At 71.2% G+C, this 16,787-nt stretch carries 15 protein-coding genes and 1 pseudogene; 10 read left to right on the top strand and 6 right to left on the bottom strand.

The annotated features are described in order from the left end of the window. The first annotated feature begins 28 nt into the window (after nt 1–28). From OG520_RS11585 to OG520_RS11570, 4 genes are all read left to right on the top strand, one after another. Nucleotides 29–1,483, top strand: coding sequence for a GH1 family beta-glucosidase (locus OG520_RS11585; protein ID WP_406013108.1), 1,455 nt, complete (start codon nt 29–31; stop codon nt 1,481–1,483). A gap of 54 nt (nt 1,484–1,537) precedes the next feature. After that, on the top strand, nt 1,538–2,926 hold the full coding sequence (locus OG520_RS11580; RefSeq protein ID WP_406013107.1) for a hypothetical protein: 1,389 nt from the start codon (nt 1,538–1,540) through the stop codon (nt 2,924–2,926). 200 nt (nt 2,927–3,126) lie between these two features. Beyond that, nucleotides 3,127–5,763: a SpoIIE family protein phosphatase gene (locus tag OG520_RS11575; protein WP_406016463.1), complete on the top strand. Its 2,637-nt coding sequence runs from the start codon at nt 3,127–3,129 to the stop codon at nt 5,761–5,763. Nucleotides 5,764–5,894: 131 nt separating this feature from the next. Further along, on the top strand, nt 5,895–6,905 hold the full coding sequence (locus OG520_RS11570) for an NAD(P)/FAD-dependent oxidoreductase (RefSeq protein WP_399335641.1): 1,011 nt from the start codon (nt 5,895–5,897) through the stop codon (nt 6,903–6,905). 102 nt (nt 6,906–7,007) lie between these two features. Here OG520_RS11570 and OG520_RS11565 read toward each other — a convergent pair whose 3' ends face one another. After that, nucleotides 7,008–7,634 carry a YceI family protein gene (locus tag OG520_RS11565; protein WP_399335604.1) on the bottom strand — a complete coding sequence of 209 codons (627 nt, stop codon included), beginning with the start codon at nt 7,632–7,634 and terminating at the stop codon, nt 7,008–7,010. Nucleotides 7,635–7,906: 272 nt separating this feature from the next. On the opposite strand from OG520_RS11565, the gene OG520_RS11560 reads away from it, so the two are divergent. The 3 genes from OG520_RS11560 (at nt 7,907) to OG520_RS11550 (ending at nt 9,539) form a co-directional block, all read left to right on the top strand. Then, nucleotides 7,907–8,431: a hypothetical protein gene (locus tag OG520_RS11560; protein WP_266427027.1), complete on the top strand. Its 525-nt coding sequence runs from the start codon at nt 7,907–7,909 to the stop codon at nt 8,429–8,431. A gap of 218 nt (nt 8,432–8,649) precedes the next feature. Further along, entirely contained in the window at nt 8,650–9,261 is a 612-nt protein-coding gene (locus OG520_RS11555; protein WP_406013106.1) for an ALF repeat-containing protein, read from the top strand. Between the two features lie 83 nt (nt 9,262–9,344). Beyond that, nucleotides 9,345–9,539 (top strand): hypothetical protein, encoded by a 195-nt coding sequence (locus OG520_RS11550; RefSeq protein ID WP_406013105.1) that lies wholly within the window; start codon nt 9,345–9,347, stop codon nt 9,537–9,539. A gap of 63 nt (nt 9,540–9,602) precedes the next feature. Here the strand turns inward: OG520_RS11550 and OG520_RS11545 are convergent, their stop codons facing one another. From OG520_RS11545 to OG520_RS11535, 3 genes are all read right to left on the bottom strand, one after another. After that, the gene (locus OG520_RS11545) at nt 9,603–10,832 is read right to left on the bottom strand and encodes a glycoside hydrolase family 64 protein (RefSeq protein ID WP_406013104.1); all 1,230 of its coding nucleotides are present in this window, start codon (nt 10,830–10,832) and stop codon (nt 9,603–9,605) included. A gap of 210 nt (nt 10,833–11,042) precedes the next feature. Continuing rightward, nucleotides 11,043–11,306, bottom strand: a complete 264-nt coding sequence (locus tag OG520_RS11540; RefSeq protein ID WP_406013103.1) for a DUF397 domain-containing protein — start codon at nt 11,304–11,306, stop codon at nt 11,043–11,045. Beyond that, nucleotides 11,303–12,127 carry a helix-turn-helix domain-containing protein gene (locus OG520_RS11535; RefSeq protein WP_406013102.1) on the bottom strand — a complete coding sequence of 275 codons (825 nt, stop codon included), beginning with the start codon at nt 12,125–12,127 and terminating at the stop codon, nt 11,303–11,305. Before OG520_RS11535 ends, OG520_RS11540 begins: the two co-directional genes overlap by 4 nt. A gap of 111 nt (nt 12,128–12,238) precedes the next feature. On the opposite strand from OG520_RS11535, the pseudogene OG520_RS11530 reads away from it, so the two are divergent. Further along, a pseudogene (locus tag OG520_RS11530) lies at nt 12,239–12,649 on the top strand (ATP-binding protein); the annotation flags it as partial. A gap of 92 nt (nt 12,650–12,741) precedes the next feature. Continuing rightward, complete coding sequence (locus OG520_RS11525; RefSeq protein WP_399335616.1) at nt 12,742–13,614, top strand: MBL fold metallo-hydrolase; 873 nt, start codon at nt 12,742–12,744, stop codon at nt 13,612–13,614. A gap of 10 nt (nt 13,615–13,624) precedes the next feature. Here OG520_RS11525 and OG520_RS11520 read toward each other — a convergent pair whose 3' ends face one another. Together OG520_RS11520 and OG520_RS11515 are read right to left on the bottom strand one after the other, a co-directional pair. After that, entirely contained in the window at nt 13,625–14,596 is a 972-nt protein-coding gene (locus tag OG520_RS11520; RefSeq protein ID WP_266427040.1) for a GlxA family transcriptional regulator, read from the bottom strand. Between the two features lie 101 nt (nt 14,597–14,697). Next, nucleotides 14,698–15,534 (bottom strand): S1 family peptidase, encoded by an 837-nt coding sequence (locus OG520_RS11515; RefSeq protein WP_406013101.1) that lies wholly within the window; start codon nt 15,532–15,534, stop codon nt 14,698–14,700. A 158-nt stretch (nt 15,535–15,692) separates the two neighbouring features. Here OG520_RS11515 and OG520_RS11510 point away from each other — a divergent pair, with 158 nt between their 5' ends. After that, nucleotides 15,693–16,751, top strand: coding sequence for a GlxA family transcriptional regulator (locus tag OG520_RS11510; RefSeq protein WP_406013100.1), 1,059 nt, complete (start codon nt 15,693–15,695; stop codon nt 16,749–16,751). The last annotated feature ends 36 nt before the right edge of the window (nt 16,752–16,787 follow it).

The raw sequence follows: 16,787 nt of genomic DNA, 5'->3' as shown, positions 1-16,787 counted from the left end.
GCGACCCCACGCACACCACAGGAGACCCATGAACATCGTCACCCCCGTCACCACCCCCGAGGAATACGCGCGCGAGATCGCCGCCGCGGCCGTCCCCGGCCTGCCCGCCGACTTCCGCTGGGGCGTCGCCACCGCCGCCTACCAGATCGAGGGCGCCGCCGCCGAGGACGGCCGGACCCGGTCCATCTGGGACACGTACTGCAGGGTGCCCGGCATGGTCGTCCGCGGCGAGAACGGCGACGTGGCCTGCGACCACTACCACCGGATGCCCGAGGACGTGCGGCTGATCGCGGACCTGGGTGTCGACACGTACCGGTTCTCGCTGTCCTGGCCGCGCATCCAGCCGGGCGGGCGCGGACCGGCGAACGCGAAGGGGCTGGACTTCTACAAGCGCCTGGTCGACGAGCTGGAGGCCAGGGACATCACCCCCTGGATCACCCTTTACCACTGGGACCTCCCGCAGGAGCTGGAGACCGGCGACATCGGCGGTTCCACCGCGGGGGGCGGCTGGCCGGCCCGCGACACCGCCCACCGCTTCGCCGAGTACGCCGCGCTCGCCTACGACGCGCTCGGTGACCGGGTGAAGCACTGGACGACGCTGAACGAGCCGTGGTGCTCGGCCATGCTCGGCTACGCGTACGGCAACCAGGCGCCCGGCCGGCAGGACTTCGGCGACGCGATCAGGGCCGTGCACCATCTGCTCCTCGGCCACGGCCTCGCCGCGCGGTACATCCGGGAGACGGCCGCCGCCCGCGGCAACGAACTCGAACTCGGCATCACGCTCAACCTCGGCACCGCCACCCCCGAGACCGACAGCCCCGAGGACGCCGAGGCCTGCCGCCGCGCCGACGGGATGGGCCGCCGCCTCTACCTGGACCCGCTGGTCAAGGGCGCCTACCCCGAGGACGTCGTCGCCGACCTCGCCCTGCGGCACGCCGAGCTCCCGGTCCGGGACGGCGACCTGGACGTCATCTCCACCCCGATCGACATCCTCGGCGTCAACTTCTACCGCGGCACCCTCTTCTCCGGCGTCACGGAGGAGGGCTCCCCGGTGGACGCCGAGGGACTGCCGGTCACCCGCGGCGTGGAGCGCGACCTGCCGCGTACCGCGATGGACTGGGAGATCACCCCCACCGCCCTCACCGACCTGCTGGTGGGCCTGGAGAAGGAGTACGGCGTCCCGACGGTCATCACCGAGAACGGCGCCGCGTTCGACGACACCGTCTCCGAGGACGGGCAGATCCACGACGCCGACCGCACCACGTATCTCGCCGACCACATCGCCGCCGTCGCCGCGGCCCGCACCGCGGGGGCCGACGTCCGGGGCTACTTCGCCTGGTCGCTGATGGACAACTTCGAGTGGTCCTACGGCTACGGCAAGCGGTTCGGCATCGTCCGCGTCGACTACGACACGCAGGAGCGGACGCTCAAGGACAGCGCCAAGTGGTACCGCGACACCATCCGGCTCACCCGGAGCCGGTGAGCACCGCGCGTGACGGCTGTCGCACGCCTCACCCGTCCGGGTTAGCTTCGAAGTATGCGGAACAGGTTGTTCCCGACCATGCTGGCCGGCCTGCTGCTGATCCTGGCGGCGGCCGTCCTCGGCATGACATCCGGCGCGCCGGCGCCGGCGGGAGCATCCACCGTGGCCGCGTCCACCGTCGACGACGTCGCGCAGGCGCTGCGCAAGGGCCCGGTGTACGTCGACCCGGCGGCGTCCGACCAGCTCTCACCGGGCCAGGCCGCCACCCTGACGAAGAAGATCAAGGACGCCGACAAGCCGGTGTTCGTGGCGGTGCTGCCGCCGACCTCCGCGTTCCCCGCGAAGACCCTGCTGACCACCCTGCGCACCGACACCGGGATCACCGACGTCTACGCGGTCCGCCTCGGCAACGGGTTCGACGCGGGCGCCGACCCCCAGGTGATGTCCACCCGGGCGGTCCACAACCTCACCGCCGCGGTGGAGACGCCCGGTGCGGACACCGACGCCGCGACGCAGCTGAACGCCTTCGTCGACCGGGCCGTGGAGCAGGCCCGCGGCAGCGCCCCCGCCTCCTGGGGCGCTGCCGGGGGCGGCGGGCCCTCGTCCGCCGCCGGGCTGATCACGGTCGGCGCGCTCCTGGTGCTGGGCGGTGGCACGGCCTACGCGCTCGTCCGCCGCAACCGGAAGCGCAGGGAGACCGAGGAGCGGGCCGCCCTCGACAAGCTCCGGGTCGTCGTGGACGAGGACATCACCGCGTACGGCGAAACCCTGGACCGGCTCGACTTCCACCCGGCCGAACCGGGCGCCGACGACAACATGCGCGCCGACTACGAGCGGGCCCTCGACTCGTACGAGACCGCGAAGACCCGGATGGACAGGGCCCGGCATCCGTCCGACGTGCGCGGGGTCACCCGGGCCCTGGAGGACGGCCGCTTCTCCCTCGCCGTACTGGAGGCCCGCCGCACCGGCGGCGAACCGCCGGCCCGCCGCCCGCCGTGCTTCTTCGACCCGCGGCACGGCCCCTCGGTCGCCGACGTCCGGTGGTCCCCGTCCGGCGGCGCGGCGCGCGAGGTCCCGGTCTGCGCGGCGGACGAGCTCCGGCTGCGCGAGGGCGAGGAGCCGCTCAGCCGCACCGTCGACACCGGTGAGGGCCGCCGCCCGTACTGGGAGGCGGGTCCTGCGTACGGTCCCTGGGCGGGCGGCTACTTCGGCGGCGGCCTGCTCCCCGGCCTGCTCGTCGGCACGGTGCTCGGCTCCATGCTGTCGAGTCCCGCGTACGCGGCGGAGTACGGCGGCGGCGACTTCGGCTCCGGCGGGGACTGGAGCGGCGGCGACTTCTCCGGGTCCGACTTCGACCCGTCGGGCTTCGACGGCGGAGGCTTCGACGGCGGGGGCGGCGGCGACTTCGGGGGCGGCGGTGGATTCGACGGGGGCGGGTTCTGAGCCGCTGACCAGCGACCTCTCGGGCAGGTGCGATTCATGCTAGACCTGAAGTTATGTCTGGTATCGGCCGATTCCGGGCGCGGCTGCGTCGCTCCGTCCGGCGATCACATCGGCACGATGGGGGACGCTCGGGCCAGGCGGCCCCCGCGCCGTCCGGCCGGGGCCTGGCCGATCGGCCCCCGAGCCGCGGACTGCGCTCCCTGCTCGGCGTGCGCACCGTGGCGGGCCAGGTCTTCTGCTTCGTCCTCGGTCTCGTACTGCTGCTCGTCATGGCGGGGGCGGTCGCGCTGGTCGTGCAGGGTCGCCGCGACAGCATGTCCCAGGCCCGCGCCCACACCCTGAGCGTCGCCGAGACCTTCGCCCACTCGCCCGGGGTGGCACCGGCGCTGGACAGCAAGGACCCCACCGCACTGTTGCAGCAGAGCGCCGAGGAGGTCCGCAGACTCACCCATGTCGAGTACGTCGTCGTGGCGGGCCCCCAGGGCACCCGCTACACCCACCCCGATCCCGCACTGATCGGCAAGCACATCGTCGGCCCCTACAAGGAGGCACTGGCGGGGCACGGGTTCACCCGGACCTTCGGAGGACTCCACGGGCCCTCGGTCAACTCGGTCGTGCCCGTGACCCGGCCCGACGGCTCGGTCGCCGGAGTGGTCTCGGTGGGGGTCACCGTCGAGTCGGTGAACAGCGTGGCGGACCGCTCCATCCCCTTGAGCGCCGGAGCGGGGGTGGTCGCCCTCGCGCTCACCACGGGCGGCGCGGCGCTGCTGAGCAGACGGCTGCGCCGTCAGACCCATGGGCTCGGACCCGCCGAGATGACCCGGATGTACGAGCACCACGACGCGGTGCTGCACGCGGTCCGCGAGGGCGTCCTCATCGTCGAGGCCGACCGGCTGACCCTGGCCAACGATGAAGCCCGCAGACTCCTCGACCTGCCCCCGGACGCCGAGGGCCGGGCGGTCGCGGACCTGGGGCTGGACCCCGGCACCACCGCACTGTTCGTCTCCGGCCGCACCGTCACGGACGAGGTGCTGCGGGCCGGCAACCGGCTGCTGGCCGTCAATCTCCGTCCGACCGACGCGCACGGCGGCCCGCCCGGCGCCGTGGTGAGCCTGCGGGACACCACCGAGCTCCGCGCGGTCACGGGACAGGCGGAATTCGCGACCGAACGACTGCTGCTCCTGTACGAGGCCGGTGCCCGGATCGGCACCACGCTCGATGTCACCCGGACGGCGCAGGAACTCGCGGACGTGGCGATCCCCGGATTCTCCGACGCCGCGACGGTCGACCTCGCCGATCCCGTACTGCACGGGGACGAACCGGTCACACCGGACGGCGGCACGCTGGAGATGCGCCGCATCGCCGTCGCGGCGGTCCACGCGGACCACCCGCTGTATCCGGTCGACCATGTGGTGGGTTTCGTCCCCAGCCGGACCCGGGCCATGCGGGTGCACAGCGACGATGCCGATCTGCAGAGCGATTTCATGAAGCTGGGCTGGCGGAACTGGGACCGCGACGTGGCCGAGCGGATCAGGGAGCAGGGATACCACTCGCTCATGTCGGTGCCGCTGCACGCGCGCGGCGTCATCCTGGGCATGGCCAACTTCTGGCGCTCGGGCGATTCGGAACCGTTCGACGACGACGACCTGTCCTTCGCGGAGGAACTGGTGGCACGGGCCGCGGTGGGTGTGGACAACGCCCGCCGCTACTCGCGGGAGCATGCAATGGCCGTGACGCTGCAGCGCAGTCTGCTGCCCCGCGTCCTGCCCGAGCAGAACGCCCTCGATGTCGCCCACCGCTATCTGCCGGCGTACGAGGGGGTCGGAGGCGACTGGTTCGATGTGATCCCGCTGTCCGGCGCCCGGGTGGCGCTGGTCGTCGGCGACGTGGTCGGGCACGGGCTGCACGCCGCGGCCACCATGGGGCGGCTGCGCACCAGCGTCCACAACTTCTCCTCGCTGGACCCCGCGCCCGACGAACTCCTCGGGCATCTCGACGAGCTGGTGGCCCGGATCGACCGGGACGAAACCGAAGAGGGCGACATCGAGATCGCCGGAGCCACCTGCCTGTACGCGATCTACGACGCGGTCTCCGGGAACTGTACGGTGGCGCGGGCCGGTCACCCCGGGCCCGTGCTGGTACTGCCGGACGGCACCGTCGAGTGTCCCGAGGTCCCGACCGGACTTCCCCTCGGCATCGGCGGCATGCCCTTCGAGGCGGCCGAGTTCCACGTACCCGAGGGGAGCCGCCTGGTCCTCTACACGGACGGTCTCGTCGAGCGGCGGGGCCGGGACATCGACACCGGCCTCGACCTGTTGCGCGACGCTCTCGCCGGCCGCGACCGGACACCGGAGGAGACCTGCGACGACGTGCTCGACGCGCTGCTGAACGATCAGCCGGACGACGACGTCGCGCTGCTCGTGGCCCGCACTCGCACGCTCGATCCGGACCAGGTCGCGCAATGGGCCGTGGCCACCGATCCGGCGGCCGTCGCCGGGGTCCGCAAGAACGTCGCCGAGTGGCTCACCGACCGGGGCCTGGAGGAGGAGGCCTTCGCCACCGAACTGATCCTGAGCGAACTGGTCACCAACGCGGTCCGCTACGGCACGGCTCCCATCGAGGTCCGCCTGCTCTACGACCGCAACCTGATCTGCGAGGTGTCCGACAGCAGCAGCACCTCACCGCATCTGCGCTACGCGGCGACGACGGACGAGGGCGGCCGGGGCCTGTTCCTCGTCGCCCAGTTCGCCGAACGCTGGGGCACCCGCTACACCGAGACGGGCAAGGTCATCTGGTCGGAGCAGACGGTCGGCGAACCGGAGGAGAGCAACCTCTAGGGCAGTCCAGGACCGGGGTTCCCGGACGGAGCCCGTATCTCCGCTGTTTGCTGTTACGGCAACGAAGCTTGCCGAAATGGTGCTGCTTCGTGGACGCTCCCAGTGAAAGGGAGGTGCTTCTCATGAGCGACATGACCGGAGGCGACGGCGTGAACGGCGGCAACGAGGTGACCGGGGGCGACGGCGCGGACCGGCGCCACGACGTGGTGGTGATCGGCGGTGGAGCCGCCGGGCTGAGCGGGGCCGTGACCCTGGCCAGGGCGCGTCGTTCGGTCCTGGTGATCGACGCGGGGCACCCGCGCAACGCCCCGGCCTCGCACATGCACGGCTACCTGGGACACGACGGCGTCCAGCCCTCGGAGCTGCTGGCCACCGGCCGGGACGAGGTGATCCGTTACGGGGGCGAGGTCGTCCAGGACGCCGTGGTGGCCGCCGAGCGGCTGCCCGACGGCGAGGGATTCCGCGTCGTACGGAAGGACGGGACCGCGGTCGTGACGCGCCGGCTCCTGGTGACCACCGGCCTCGTCGACGAACTGCCCGAGGTGCCGGGTGTGGCCGAACGGTGGGGGCGCGAGGTCCTGCACTGCCCGTACTGCCACGGCTGGGAGGTCGCCTCCCGCCCGATCGGCGTCCTGTCCACCGGGCCGATGGCCGTGCACCAGGCGCTGATGTGGCGCCAGTGGAGCGAGGACGTCACCCTCTTCCGCCACACCGGGCCCGAGCCCACCGACGAGGAGTACGAGCAGCTGGCCGCCCGTGGCATCGCCGTGGTCGACGGCGAGGTGGTCGCCCTCGACGTGACGGACGACCGGCTCACCGGGGTGCGGCTGGCGGGCGGCCGGGTGGTCCCGTGCGAGGCCGTCGTGGTGCAGCCCCGCTTCACCGCCCGCGCGGACTTCCTCGCGGACCTGGGCCTGGTGGCGGCCGAGATGAAGGCGGTGGATCAGGTGATCGGGACGTACGTCGCCGCCGACCCGGTCGGGGCGACGGAGGTGCCCGGCGTCTGGGTGGCCGGCAATGTCGCCGACCCGAAGGGGAAGGTCATCGCTGCCGCTGCCGCCGGGGTGCAGGCCGCCGCTGCGATCAACGCGGACCTGATCGCCGAAGACGTGAGCCGCGCGGTCGCCGCCCGCCGGGCCTGACCGGGGCACGCCGAGCGCCCGCCTCCCTCCCCGGCGGGGGAGGGGAGGACGGGCGCGCTCGGGTTCGGCCGTGAGGTGCCGGGCGACGGAGTGTCGGGGGCGTCAGGCCTGCGTCGCGGCGGACTTGATGGCGGAGATGTCGAAGTTGAGCTTGACCTTGTCACTGACCATCACGCCGCCGGTCTCCAGTGCCGCGTTCCAGGTCAGGCCCCAGTCGGAGCGCAGGATGTCCGCGCTGCCCTCGAAGCCGACCCGCTCGTTGCCGTAGACGTCGGTGGCGGAGCCGTTGAACTCCAGGTCGATGGCGAGCGGACGCGTGACGTCCTTGATGGTCAGGTCACCGGTGACGCGGTACGTGTCCCCGCCGAGCTGCTCGGCCCGCGTGGAGCGGAACGTCATGAGCGGGAACTTCGCGGCGTCGAAGAAGTCGCCGCCGACCAGGTGGCCGTCCCGGTCGGAGATGCCGGTGTCGACGCTGGCGATCTTGACGTCGATCGACGCGGTGGAGTTCGCCGGGTCGGTGCCGTCCAGCTTGAGGCTGCCCTCGTGCTCGCCGAAGGTGCCGCGCACATTGGTGACCATGGCGTGGCGCACGGTGAAGCCGATGCTGCTGTGGGCCGGGTCGATCGCGTAGTCACCGGTGAGGGCGGCGAGGGCCGGGTCCACGGCGGGGGCGATGGTGGCGGTGGCGGACGGGGCGTTGTTGTTCTTGCGGTTGAACAGAGCCATGGCTCCTCCTCGGGGGACGTGATCGAGCGCGGGGTCGAGCGGTGGTCGAAGCTTTTGTTTAACCTTCAACGAGATGGACTGTAGCGCGATCTAGTTCAATGTTCAACATCAAGGGCGATGTGTGTCGCGAACGAAACTGCGAGATGTTGCGAACGGCGGCCGAACGGCAGCCCAATTGCCGCCTGTCATTGCCGCCACCCTCTGGCGGACGCGCGTAGAACTCGGGCAGTATCTCCCTGCCCGTACTTGTCATGAGCAGGAGGAGTCCCCCCATGCTGTCCCATATGAGACTGCGCCCCGTCCTGACCGCATTCGCCCTTGTCCTGGGCGTTCTCTTCGCCCCGGGCGTCGGTGTCCTCGGCGGTGGCGCCACCCAGGCCCACGCCGACACCAAGCTCACCCACGCCGACGCCGCCGCCCGGTTCAACTCCTCCGGGGTCACCTGGTCGTCCTCCGGCGGCTGTTCCAACCGCAACGTCGCCACCTGCACCTCGTTCGACCAGCTCAACCTGGCCACCGCCCAGGGCGCCCAGACCCTCAAGAGCGCCACGGGCTGCGCGCTGAACATCACCGGCGGCACCGAGACCGGGCACGCCAGTGGCACGTACTCGCACTGGAACGGCTACAAGCTCGACTTCGCCAAGTCGACCTGCCTCACCAACTACATCCACAACGTCTTCACCTACATCGGTGTGCGGGGTGACGGCGCCCCCCAGTACAAGGCGGGTTCCGGCAACATCTACGCCGACGAGGGCAGCCACTGGGATGTGACGTTCTACAACTGCGGCGGCTGCTGACTTCCGCGCAGCGAGCGTCAGTTCGTGCGGGTGCCCCCTTCGCCGGTCGGGGCACCCGCACGGGTGCGTGATCACGTCGGCAACGAGCCGGCGGCGAACACTGCTCGGTCCAGGAAATGTGCCGGATGCCGCTCCTTGGGAAGATGCCTCGCCGCCGGACCGCGCGGCTGCCGGTGCGCGACGTACCGGCCATTCCTCCACCCGAGGCAGGTACCCACATGAGACTCACCCGTGCGGCGCTGGCCGTGGCCGCAGGCGCCCTGGCCCCGGCCCTGCTGCTCTCCACCCCGTCCTTCGCCGCCGCAGCGGGTTCCTCGCCCGCCACCGCGTCGGCCACACAGGACGACGAGTCCCCCTACGATTCGATGTCGGAGGAGGAACTCCGCATCGCCGTCCTCAAGATCCTGGCCGAGCCGAACATCGGCAGGGGTGTCTACCGGGAGGCCCAGAAGGCCCTCGACGGTACGGCCGACGACCTGCGCAACTTCCTGAAGACGGGCCTCCGGATCGCCCAGGCCGAGGACGACCGCGTCGCCATTCTCAAGATCCTGGCCGACCCGAAGACCGGGAAGGGTGTCTACCGGGAGGCCCAGAAGGCTCTGGACGGCACGCCCGAGGACCTGCGTTACTTCCTGGAGACGGGCCTCCGGATCGCCCAGGCCGAGGACGACCGCGTCGCCGTCTTCAGGATCCTGGCCGACCCGAACATCAGCGACGCCCTGCGCGCGGCGGCCCAGAAAATCGTGGACGGCACCCCGGAAGAGCTTCGCCACTTCATCGAAGTCGGCCAGTACGAGGTGGACGGCCGAACCCCGCCCACCTCGGGCTGACCGGCCGGCCCCCCGGCGGCGATTCGGCGGACGCGGCCGCGGTGCGGGGCGGTCTGCCCCGCACCGCGAGCGCGGAAGAAGGTGTGGGCGGCGGGCAGGAATATCAGCACCACGGCGGTGAGTACGGCATCCACATGCAGCGCGCGGCCGGCCCCGGACGCCAGGCCCATCGCTCCGGCACTCAAGGCACCCAGACCCTGGGCTGGAACACCGAGGGCGAACTCGCCTCCACCACCGAACCGGCAGTGGGCACCAAGCCCGCCCTGGGCACCACCTAACTCTACGACGTCGACGGCGAACTCCTCATCCGCCGCGCCTCGGTGCGGGCCGAAGTCGCCGGGTCAGGCCCCCACGGTCACCGTGAAGCGGCGGGGGTTGCCGTCGTTGGCGGCGCCTGAGACGTCGGGTTCGCCGTCGGGGCGGACGTCGTCGTAGGGGAAGGCGTAGCCGATCGGGGTGTTGGCGTGGACGACGCGGGACCAGTGGTTGGTGGCCGGGTCCTGGTAGTAGTCGGCGGTCGAGGTGCCGTTCGGCTGGTCGGGGTGGGTGAGCATCAGGGAGCGGTTGAAGCCGGAAGCCAAGCGGGCCAGCAGGGCCTTCTTGTCGTCCGGGTCGCCCGGGTTGTTGGCGAACGGGCCGTGGTTGCAGGTGAAGACGTCCTTGGAGACGGGCTTGGTGAAGGTGTGGCCGCCCTCGAAGGTCAGAAGGTCGCCGCTGACCCGGCCGGTGCGTACTCCCCGGCCGCCCTGGAGGTCGATGCGCAGGTCGGTGGAGCGGTACTTCTCCCAGACCCGGTCGATGTAGGAAGTGAACACGTCCCGGAACGGCATCTCGTCCGGGCGGTCGAAGAACGGTGCCATCAGGTTCTGCGGCGAGATCACCCGCAGTACGTTGCCGTCCGCGCTGCGGATCACCAGCTTGTCCCACGGCTGGCCGTCGGCGGCGGCCTGGGCAGTGAGGCCGTCCGCGATCCGCTGCACCGCGCCGTCCGGGAGCGGTGCCACGGTGTGCGTCGCGTCGCCGGTCAGGGTCAGGCCGATCGGCAGTGCGGTGACCAGGTCGACGTAGCTGATGTTCGCGTACAGCTGCTGAGGATTGAAGGTGAACTCGCAGAAGGACCAGGTGCGGCCGTAGTTGGCGTCGGTGGACGTCGCGAACGCCGGCTCGACCAGGGCGGGGCCGGGGTTGAGATAGAACGTGAGGGTGTCGTCGCGTACGAAGTAGACGCGGGCGCCGTACATCTGGGGGAGCGTGAGAACCACCGGCGCACCGCCTGCCGGGTTCAGTGGGATGGCGCAGTCGACCGGTAGTGGGGTCTGCGGTGCGGCGGGGGAGTCGGGGTGGTAGACGCTGCCGTCGGCCCGCAGCAGGACCCAGCGGTCGGTGCCGTGTTCGTGGCCGGTGACATAGGCATTGACCCTGCCCGGCAACGAGCGGTTCTCCAGGGCCAGTTCACAGGTGGCGGGGGCGGCGGAGGCGCTCGGGCTCAGGGCGCTGCCCCAGGCCGGGTAGGTGAGGGCGGTCGCGGTGGCGGCGGCGCCGCCCGTCAGGAACAGTCTGCGCGAAATCACGAGAGGACTCCCGAGGTGTGTGGGGGGCCACGGACGGGGTGATCGTGCGGGGAGTGAAGTCGACGGGGCGTCCGTGGTGCGAACCACTCTCGTGACGGTCGCAGGTATGAGTCAAGACTTGTGACTGAGAGCGCTCTCAAAAATGGGAAGTCTTCACAACTCGATACAACGAGAGGGGGGCGCGGCCCGGTGCGCCGGGCCGCAGTACCGTCAGACCGTGGCGTCCAGGAACGCGGTCCAGGAGGTGGGGGGAACGGTGAGGACGGGGCCGTCGGTGACCTTGGAGTCGCGGATGTGGACGGCGGCGGGGTGGGCGGCCACCTCTACGCAGTTACCGCCCTGGTCGCTGCTGTAGCTCGACTTGTGCCAGTCGTAGGCGACTTCGACGCAGTCGCCGCCCTGGCCGCTGCTGTAGCTGGACTTGAACCAGGCGAGGGCGGCGGTACGACGGGCCGGGTGTGCTGCGCGGGTCATCTCTCTCCAAGCAGTTCGTCCAGTAGGCGTGCGCTCGCCTCGACGGAAAGCGCCTGCGAACGCAGCATCCCATATTTCTGCTGGAGCACACTGACGTCATCTGGGTCCTCGTGGAGGTAGCTGGTCAGCTGACCCTCCACGTAGACGAGGTGGTCGTGATCTGGGGTCTCCAGCAGCACCATCGGCCCCGCCAGCCCGGCATGCTTCGGGAGCTCCATCGGCATGATCTGGAGCCCCAGGAACGGGAGTTCCATGCACCGGCGCAGATGGCGGATCTGCTCCCGCATCATGGCGGGATCGCCGATCTTGCTGCGCAGAATGCTCTCCTCCAGCAGGAAGTGGAGCATGGGGCGGGGTTTGCGGTTGAGGAGCTTCTGCCGATCGATTCGGCCTGCTACCCACTCCTCCTGCTCGTCCTCCTCCAGGGGCGGGTACAGGCAGGAGAAGATGAACCGGGCGTACTCCTCGGTCTGAAGCAGTCCCGGCACCACCTGGTTCTCGTACGAGAGCAGGGTCAGTGCCTCCTGCTCGTAGTCGATGAAGTCCTGAACGAACGCCGGGAACCGCTCCTTCTTCGGCACCTTCTCCACCGCAACCTGCAACGCCCCCTTCGTGTCCAGCAGTTCGTCCAGCAGGACCGCGAAGTCCCACTGCAGCGCTCTGCGCCCCTGCTCGATCGAAGCGATCGTGTCCTCGCCCACGGAGCACCGTTCGGCCAGGGCCGCCTGGGTCATTCGGGCCGCCCTTCGGAACATCGCCAGCTGGGCGCCGATCAGGTGCCAGGACGTGATCCGCTTGCTCTTCTTCTTTGCCGGTTGCATGAACTGCCTCTCCCCGTCACGAACCCCGGATGACCCGTCAGAAGTCGTACATCGCCGCTGTACGACCCGACGCGCTGCTCAACCGTAGTGACTTTGTGTGACGTTGGAAGCGTGATCGAGACAACTCAACTCCCCCACTTCCGCGAGGTGTTCCACCGCCGGGAACGCCGGTCCGTCCCGCTCGTACGGCAGTTCGTGCGTGCGGCGCTCGTCGACTGGGCGTGCGAGGCGCGGACGGACGACGTGTTGCTCTGCGTGAGCGAACTCGTCACCAATGCCTTGCTGCACGGTGTACCGCCCGGTCGTGGATTCCGCCTCCGGATCCACCTGGAACCGGTCGACGGCATCCTGCGCATCGAGGTCCACGACAGCGGTGACGGGGAGGTCCGTGTCGCCGATTCCTGGGCGGATCTTGATGAGGAAGGGGGCCGCGGGCTGCGGCTGGTGGCGGCGCTCGCCGACAAGTGGGGGGTGGGGGAGCGGAACCCGGGCAAGGTGGTGTGGTGCGAGTTCGAGGTGTCGGCGGGGTCTACCGGTTCCGGCCGCGCGTGGGCTATCCCTGGAGGGGCGGCCCTCGACGGGGCCGTTCCCGTGGAAGTGGAAGGAACCCTGCCGTGGACGACTGGTACGTGGACGACCGCTGCACCAACTGCGACGTGGCCCGACAGTTCGCACCCGAGCTGATCGGAGAGGAGGAAGGGACGTCGCGGATCCTGCGGCAGCCGGGCGACGAGGCGGAGAACCGGCGCTTACACGCTGCCGTCTTCGCCTGCCACACCCGCTCGATCCGGCCCGCGTCCGGACAGCCGGACCCCTCGCTCGACCCGTTCCCGATGGCGCTGGACGACGGCGTACTGATCTGCGGACACAACTCGCAACACACCGCCGGCGCCAACTCCTACCTCCTGCGGCGCCCGTCCGGCACGGTCATGATGATCGACACCCCGCGCTGGAGCCCCCGACTGGCCGAGCGGTACGTGGCGACGACCGGGCCCGTCACCGATGTGCTGCTCACCCATCGCGATCACGTTGCGCACGGGCGCCGATACGCCGACCACTTCGGCGCCCGGCTGTGGATTCACGAAGGGGACCTCGACGCGGCGCCGGACGCGGACCGGGTGATCCGGGGGCTCGACCCGGTGGAGATCGGTGAGGGCGTCACCGCCCATCCGCTGCCCGGCCACACCCGGGGCAGCGTGCTCTATCTCGCGGACGGCCGGTACTGCTTCAGCGGCGACAGCTTCTACTGGTCGCGTACGACCGATGATCTCGAAGTCGCGGAGAGCGTGACCTGGTACTCCATCGAGGAGTTGGCCGCCTCACTGGCGCGGACGGCGGGGCAGCTGCGGTTCGAGTGGGTGCTGCCCGGCCACGGCGACCGGCAGCGCCGGGACGCCGACGAGATGTCCCGGCGGCTGCACGCGCTGGCGGAACGCACGGCGCTGCTGCGGCCCCGGCCGATCGACTTCACGGCCCTGCGCTGGTGAGCGGGGGCCGTCACGCATCGGCCGCCGGGTGCGCCGCTCGGTGGCTCTTGCGGTAGGCACGCGGTGTGGTGCCCGTCAGCCGGGAGAAGTGGTGGCGCAGGCCGGCCGGCGAGGCGAAGCCGCACCGGGCCGCCACCCGCTCCACCCCCTCGTCGGTGTCCTCCAGCAGTTCGCGGGCCCGCTCCAGCCTCCGGCGCAGCAGGTACTGGGGCGGGGTGGCGCCGGTCTGTGCGTGGAAGCGGCGGTTGAGGCTGCTGACGCTGATCCCCGCGTGCGCGGCGAGGTCCGCCGGGGTCAGCGGGAGGTGCAGGCGGGTCTCCAGCCAGCGCAGCGTCGGTTCGATGCCCGCGCTCTCCGTGAGTTCGCGGTCGATGGTCTCCTGGACGCGGTCGCCGTGGGGGAGGAGCGGGGTGAGGAGTTCCCGGGACGTCTCACCGGCCACCCGCTCGCCGTGGTCCTGGGCCAGCAGGCGCAGGCAGACATCCATGCTGCCGAAGATCCCGGCCGAGGTGAGGAACCGGCCGTCGGTCACGACCGTGCCGACCGGGTCGACCTCGATACGGGGGTGGAGGCGGGCCAGTTCCTCGGTGTGGCGCCAGCCGGTCGTGGCGCGGCGGGCGTCGAGGAGGCCGGTGGCTGCGAGGGCGAAGACCCCCGTGCCGATCGCGCCGATGCGGCAGCCGCGCGCGGCTGCGGCCCGGAGCGCCGCGAGCACCTCGGGCGTGGGTTCGTCGCGGGGGCCGTCGCCGTCCTGGCCGGGGATCAGGACGATGTCCGCGTCGGCGAGGCCGTCGAGCCCCCACGGGACGGAGATCCGGAGCGGGGCGGGTGCGCCCGTGGTGGTGAGGCCGGGGGCGGCGCAGAGGCGTACCTCGTAGTCGGCGCCGGGGTGGCCGGTCGTCGCTGTCCCGAAGACCAGCCCGGGGGTGGTCAGCTGGTGTCCGGGGAGCCTGTCGGGCACAAGAACGGCGATTACGGACATGTTCAGAATCTATCCGAGGGCAAAGGGGACGGGCGGCTGCGGTGATCGGGGCGCACCCGGGCGGGCGGGCCGACGGACTGTCCGCCCGGGTGCGTGTCGTGTCAGCGGTGCGCGTGGATGGTCTTGTCGATCCACTTGGCGTACGCGGGAACGTTGGTGTACATCCCGGGGCCGGTGCCGCAGGTCGGGTCGGTGTCGCCGTCGCCCGACGTGGCGCCGACCAGCTCCCAGCGTCCGTCCCGGCCGTGCTGGATCTGCGGGCCGCCGGAGTCGCCGAAGCAGGCCATGGCGCCGGGCGTCTTGCTGATCGTGCAGATCCGGGTCTTGTCGGCGCGGCCGGGCGAGCACTCGTTCACGGCGCCGATGCGGGTGTCCAGCTGCTTGAGCTTGTCCGGGAACACCGCCTTGGAGAGGTCGTCCGTGTCGAGGACGGTGCCGAAGCCGAGCAGGCGCGTCGGGGTGCCGGGACCGCCCACCGACTTGGCGATGCGGATGGGCTTTTCCTTGACCGGGCGGTCCAGCTCGACGAGCGCGATGTCGTTCCTGCTGGGGTTGGACTCGACGTCGTAGGCGGGGTGGGTGACGGTCCGCTTGATGTGGCGCACGGTGCCGCCGGACTCGCGGTCGTTGGAACCGATGCGGACGATGCCGTCCAATGTCTTCGGGTTGACGCAGTGGGCCGCCGTCACCAGCCACCGCGAGTTGATCAGCGAGGCGCCGCACTGGGCGTGCACCTCGCCCGCCCACTGCGGGAGCGTGGCCATGAACGGGTAATGCTGCGTGGCCTCCTGCCCGTTGACGATGGCGTTGGCGCTGCCGGACAGGGCCGTGACGCAGGCCGTCGCGGCCAGGGCGACGGCGGCGCACCGTCCCGCACGACGGGAGCGGGACTTACGGGACCGGGACGGGGCGGCGGACGTCGAACTGCGTGTGAACACGGGTGATTCCTTCGTTCCGAGGTGCGTCATGCGCGTGGTGGGTATGCGAACCGGCTGCCGGGCGTCGTCTCGCTTCCGGTGCCGCGCAACACCCATCCTGCGTACCGGGCCCGTCCGGAAAAAGCGGCCCTGATGTCACCCTCGGCTAAATTCTGGACATGCCAGTGATTGCCGTCCTCGCGCTCGACGGGGTGCCGGGCCATGAACTCACCGGGCCCGGAATGTGCTTCGGCACCGCCGCCCGGCAGCACCCGCATGTCGCGTACGAGCTGCGGTACTGCACCACTCCCGGCTTTCGCGGGACCGGCTCCCCGGCGCCCTTCGTCATCGACACGCCCTGGGGGCTGGAAGGGCTGGCGGACGCCGACACCGTACTGCTGCCCGGCCACGCCGGTTTCCGCGACGAGCCGGAAGCCGGGGTCGCCGACGCTCTGCGGGCCGCCGCGGACCGGGGAGCCCGCATCGGCGCGTTCGGCACCGGGACGTTCGCCCTCGCCGCCACCGGGCTCCTCGACGGGCGCCGGGCGGCCACCGGGCGACCGTACGCGGCGGAGCTGGCGCGGCGCCATCCCCTGATCGACGTCGACCCGGAGGGGGCCGTCGTGGACGCGGACCCCTTCCACAGCGCGGCCGGAGTGCTGGGCGGCCTCGATCTCTGCCTGCACCTGATCACCCTGGACCACGGCGTGCCGGTCGCCATCGAGACGGAGCGGCAGGTCTTCATGCAGCTCCACGCACCCGCCGACGCCGATGCCGAGGAGGCCCCGCCCGCCGCGTCCCGCCTCCGGGCCGGCCCGCACTCCCTCGGGCCCACGATCCGGTGGATGGAGGCCCACCTCGACCACCCGCTGGCGCTGAACGACATCGCCGACCACGCGGGGCTCACCGTCCGCGGCCTGAACCGGCGCTTCCAGGCGGAGACCGGGCTCTCCCCGCTCCAGTACCTGCTGCGCGCCCGCGTCCAGGCGGCGCAGCGGCTGCTGGAGCGCGGGGACGAGCCGGTGGAGCGCATCGCCGCGCGCACCGGCTTCGGCACACCTGCCAACCTGCGCCACCACTTCCAGCACCACACGGGCACCGGTCCGCGCGTCTACCGCACCGCGTTCCGGTCCCTGGTGGCCACCCTGACCTGGGCGGAAGGCAAGAACACCGAAGCGGCGGAGCCGGATGCGTCCGGCGGCCCCGAGGACCCCGGTACCGACGGACGACACGGCTGACGCCCGCGCCGCGCACCCCACGCGCCGAACTGCGGA

It is taken from the genome of Streptomyces sp. NBC_00984 (genome assembly GCF_045162475.1).
GTDB lineage: Bacteria > Actinomycetota > Actinomycetes > Streptomycetales > Streptomycetaceae > Streptomyces.
Note: the sequence above shows the minus strand (reverse complement) of the source record. Positions and strands in the feature narration are given on the sequence as shown.

Bases quoted from the DNA above. Each gene is read 5' to 3' on its own strand.
- OG520_RS11585 (WP_406013108.1), top strand. From the start codon at position 29: ATGAACATCGTCACCCCCGTCACCACCCCCGAGGAATACGCGCGCGAG.
- OG520_RS11580 (WP_406013107.1), top strand. From the start codon at position 1,538: ATGCGGAACAGGTTGTTCCCGACCATGCTGGCCGGCCTGCTGCTGATC.
- OG520_RS11570 (WP_399335641.1), top strand. From the start codon at position 5,895: ATGACCGGAGGCGACGGCGTGAACGGCGGCAACGAGGTGACCGGGGGC.
- OG520_RS11565 (WP_399335604.1), bottom strand. From the start codon at position 7,634: ATGGCTCTGTTCAACCGCAAGAACAACAACGCCCCGTCCGCCACCGCC.
- OG520_RS11560 (WP_266427027.1), top strand. From the start codon at position 7,907: ATGCTGTCCCATATGAGACTGCGCCCCGTCCTGACCGCATTCGCCCTT.
- OG520_RS11555 (WP_406013106.1), top strand. From the start codon at position 8,650: ATGAGACTCACCCGTGCGGCGCTGGCCGTGGCCGCAGGCGCCCTGGCC.
- OG520_RS11540 (WP_406013103.1), bottom strand. From the start codon at position 11,306: ATGACCCGCGCAGCACACCCGGCCCGTCGTACCGCCGCCCTCGCCTGG.
- OG520_RS11535 (WP_406013102.1), bottom strand. From the start codon at position 12,127: ATGCAACCGGCAAAGAAGAAGAGCAAGCGGATCACGTCCTGGCACCTG.
- OG520_RS11520 (WP_266427040.1), bottom strand. From the start codon at position 14,596: ATGTCCGTAATCGCCGTTCTTGTGCCCGACAGGCTCCCCGGACACCAG.
- OG520_RS11510 (WP_406013100.1), top strand. From the start codon at position 15,693: ATGCCAGTGATTGCCGTCCTCGCGCTCGACGGGGTGCCGGGCCATGAA.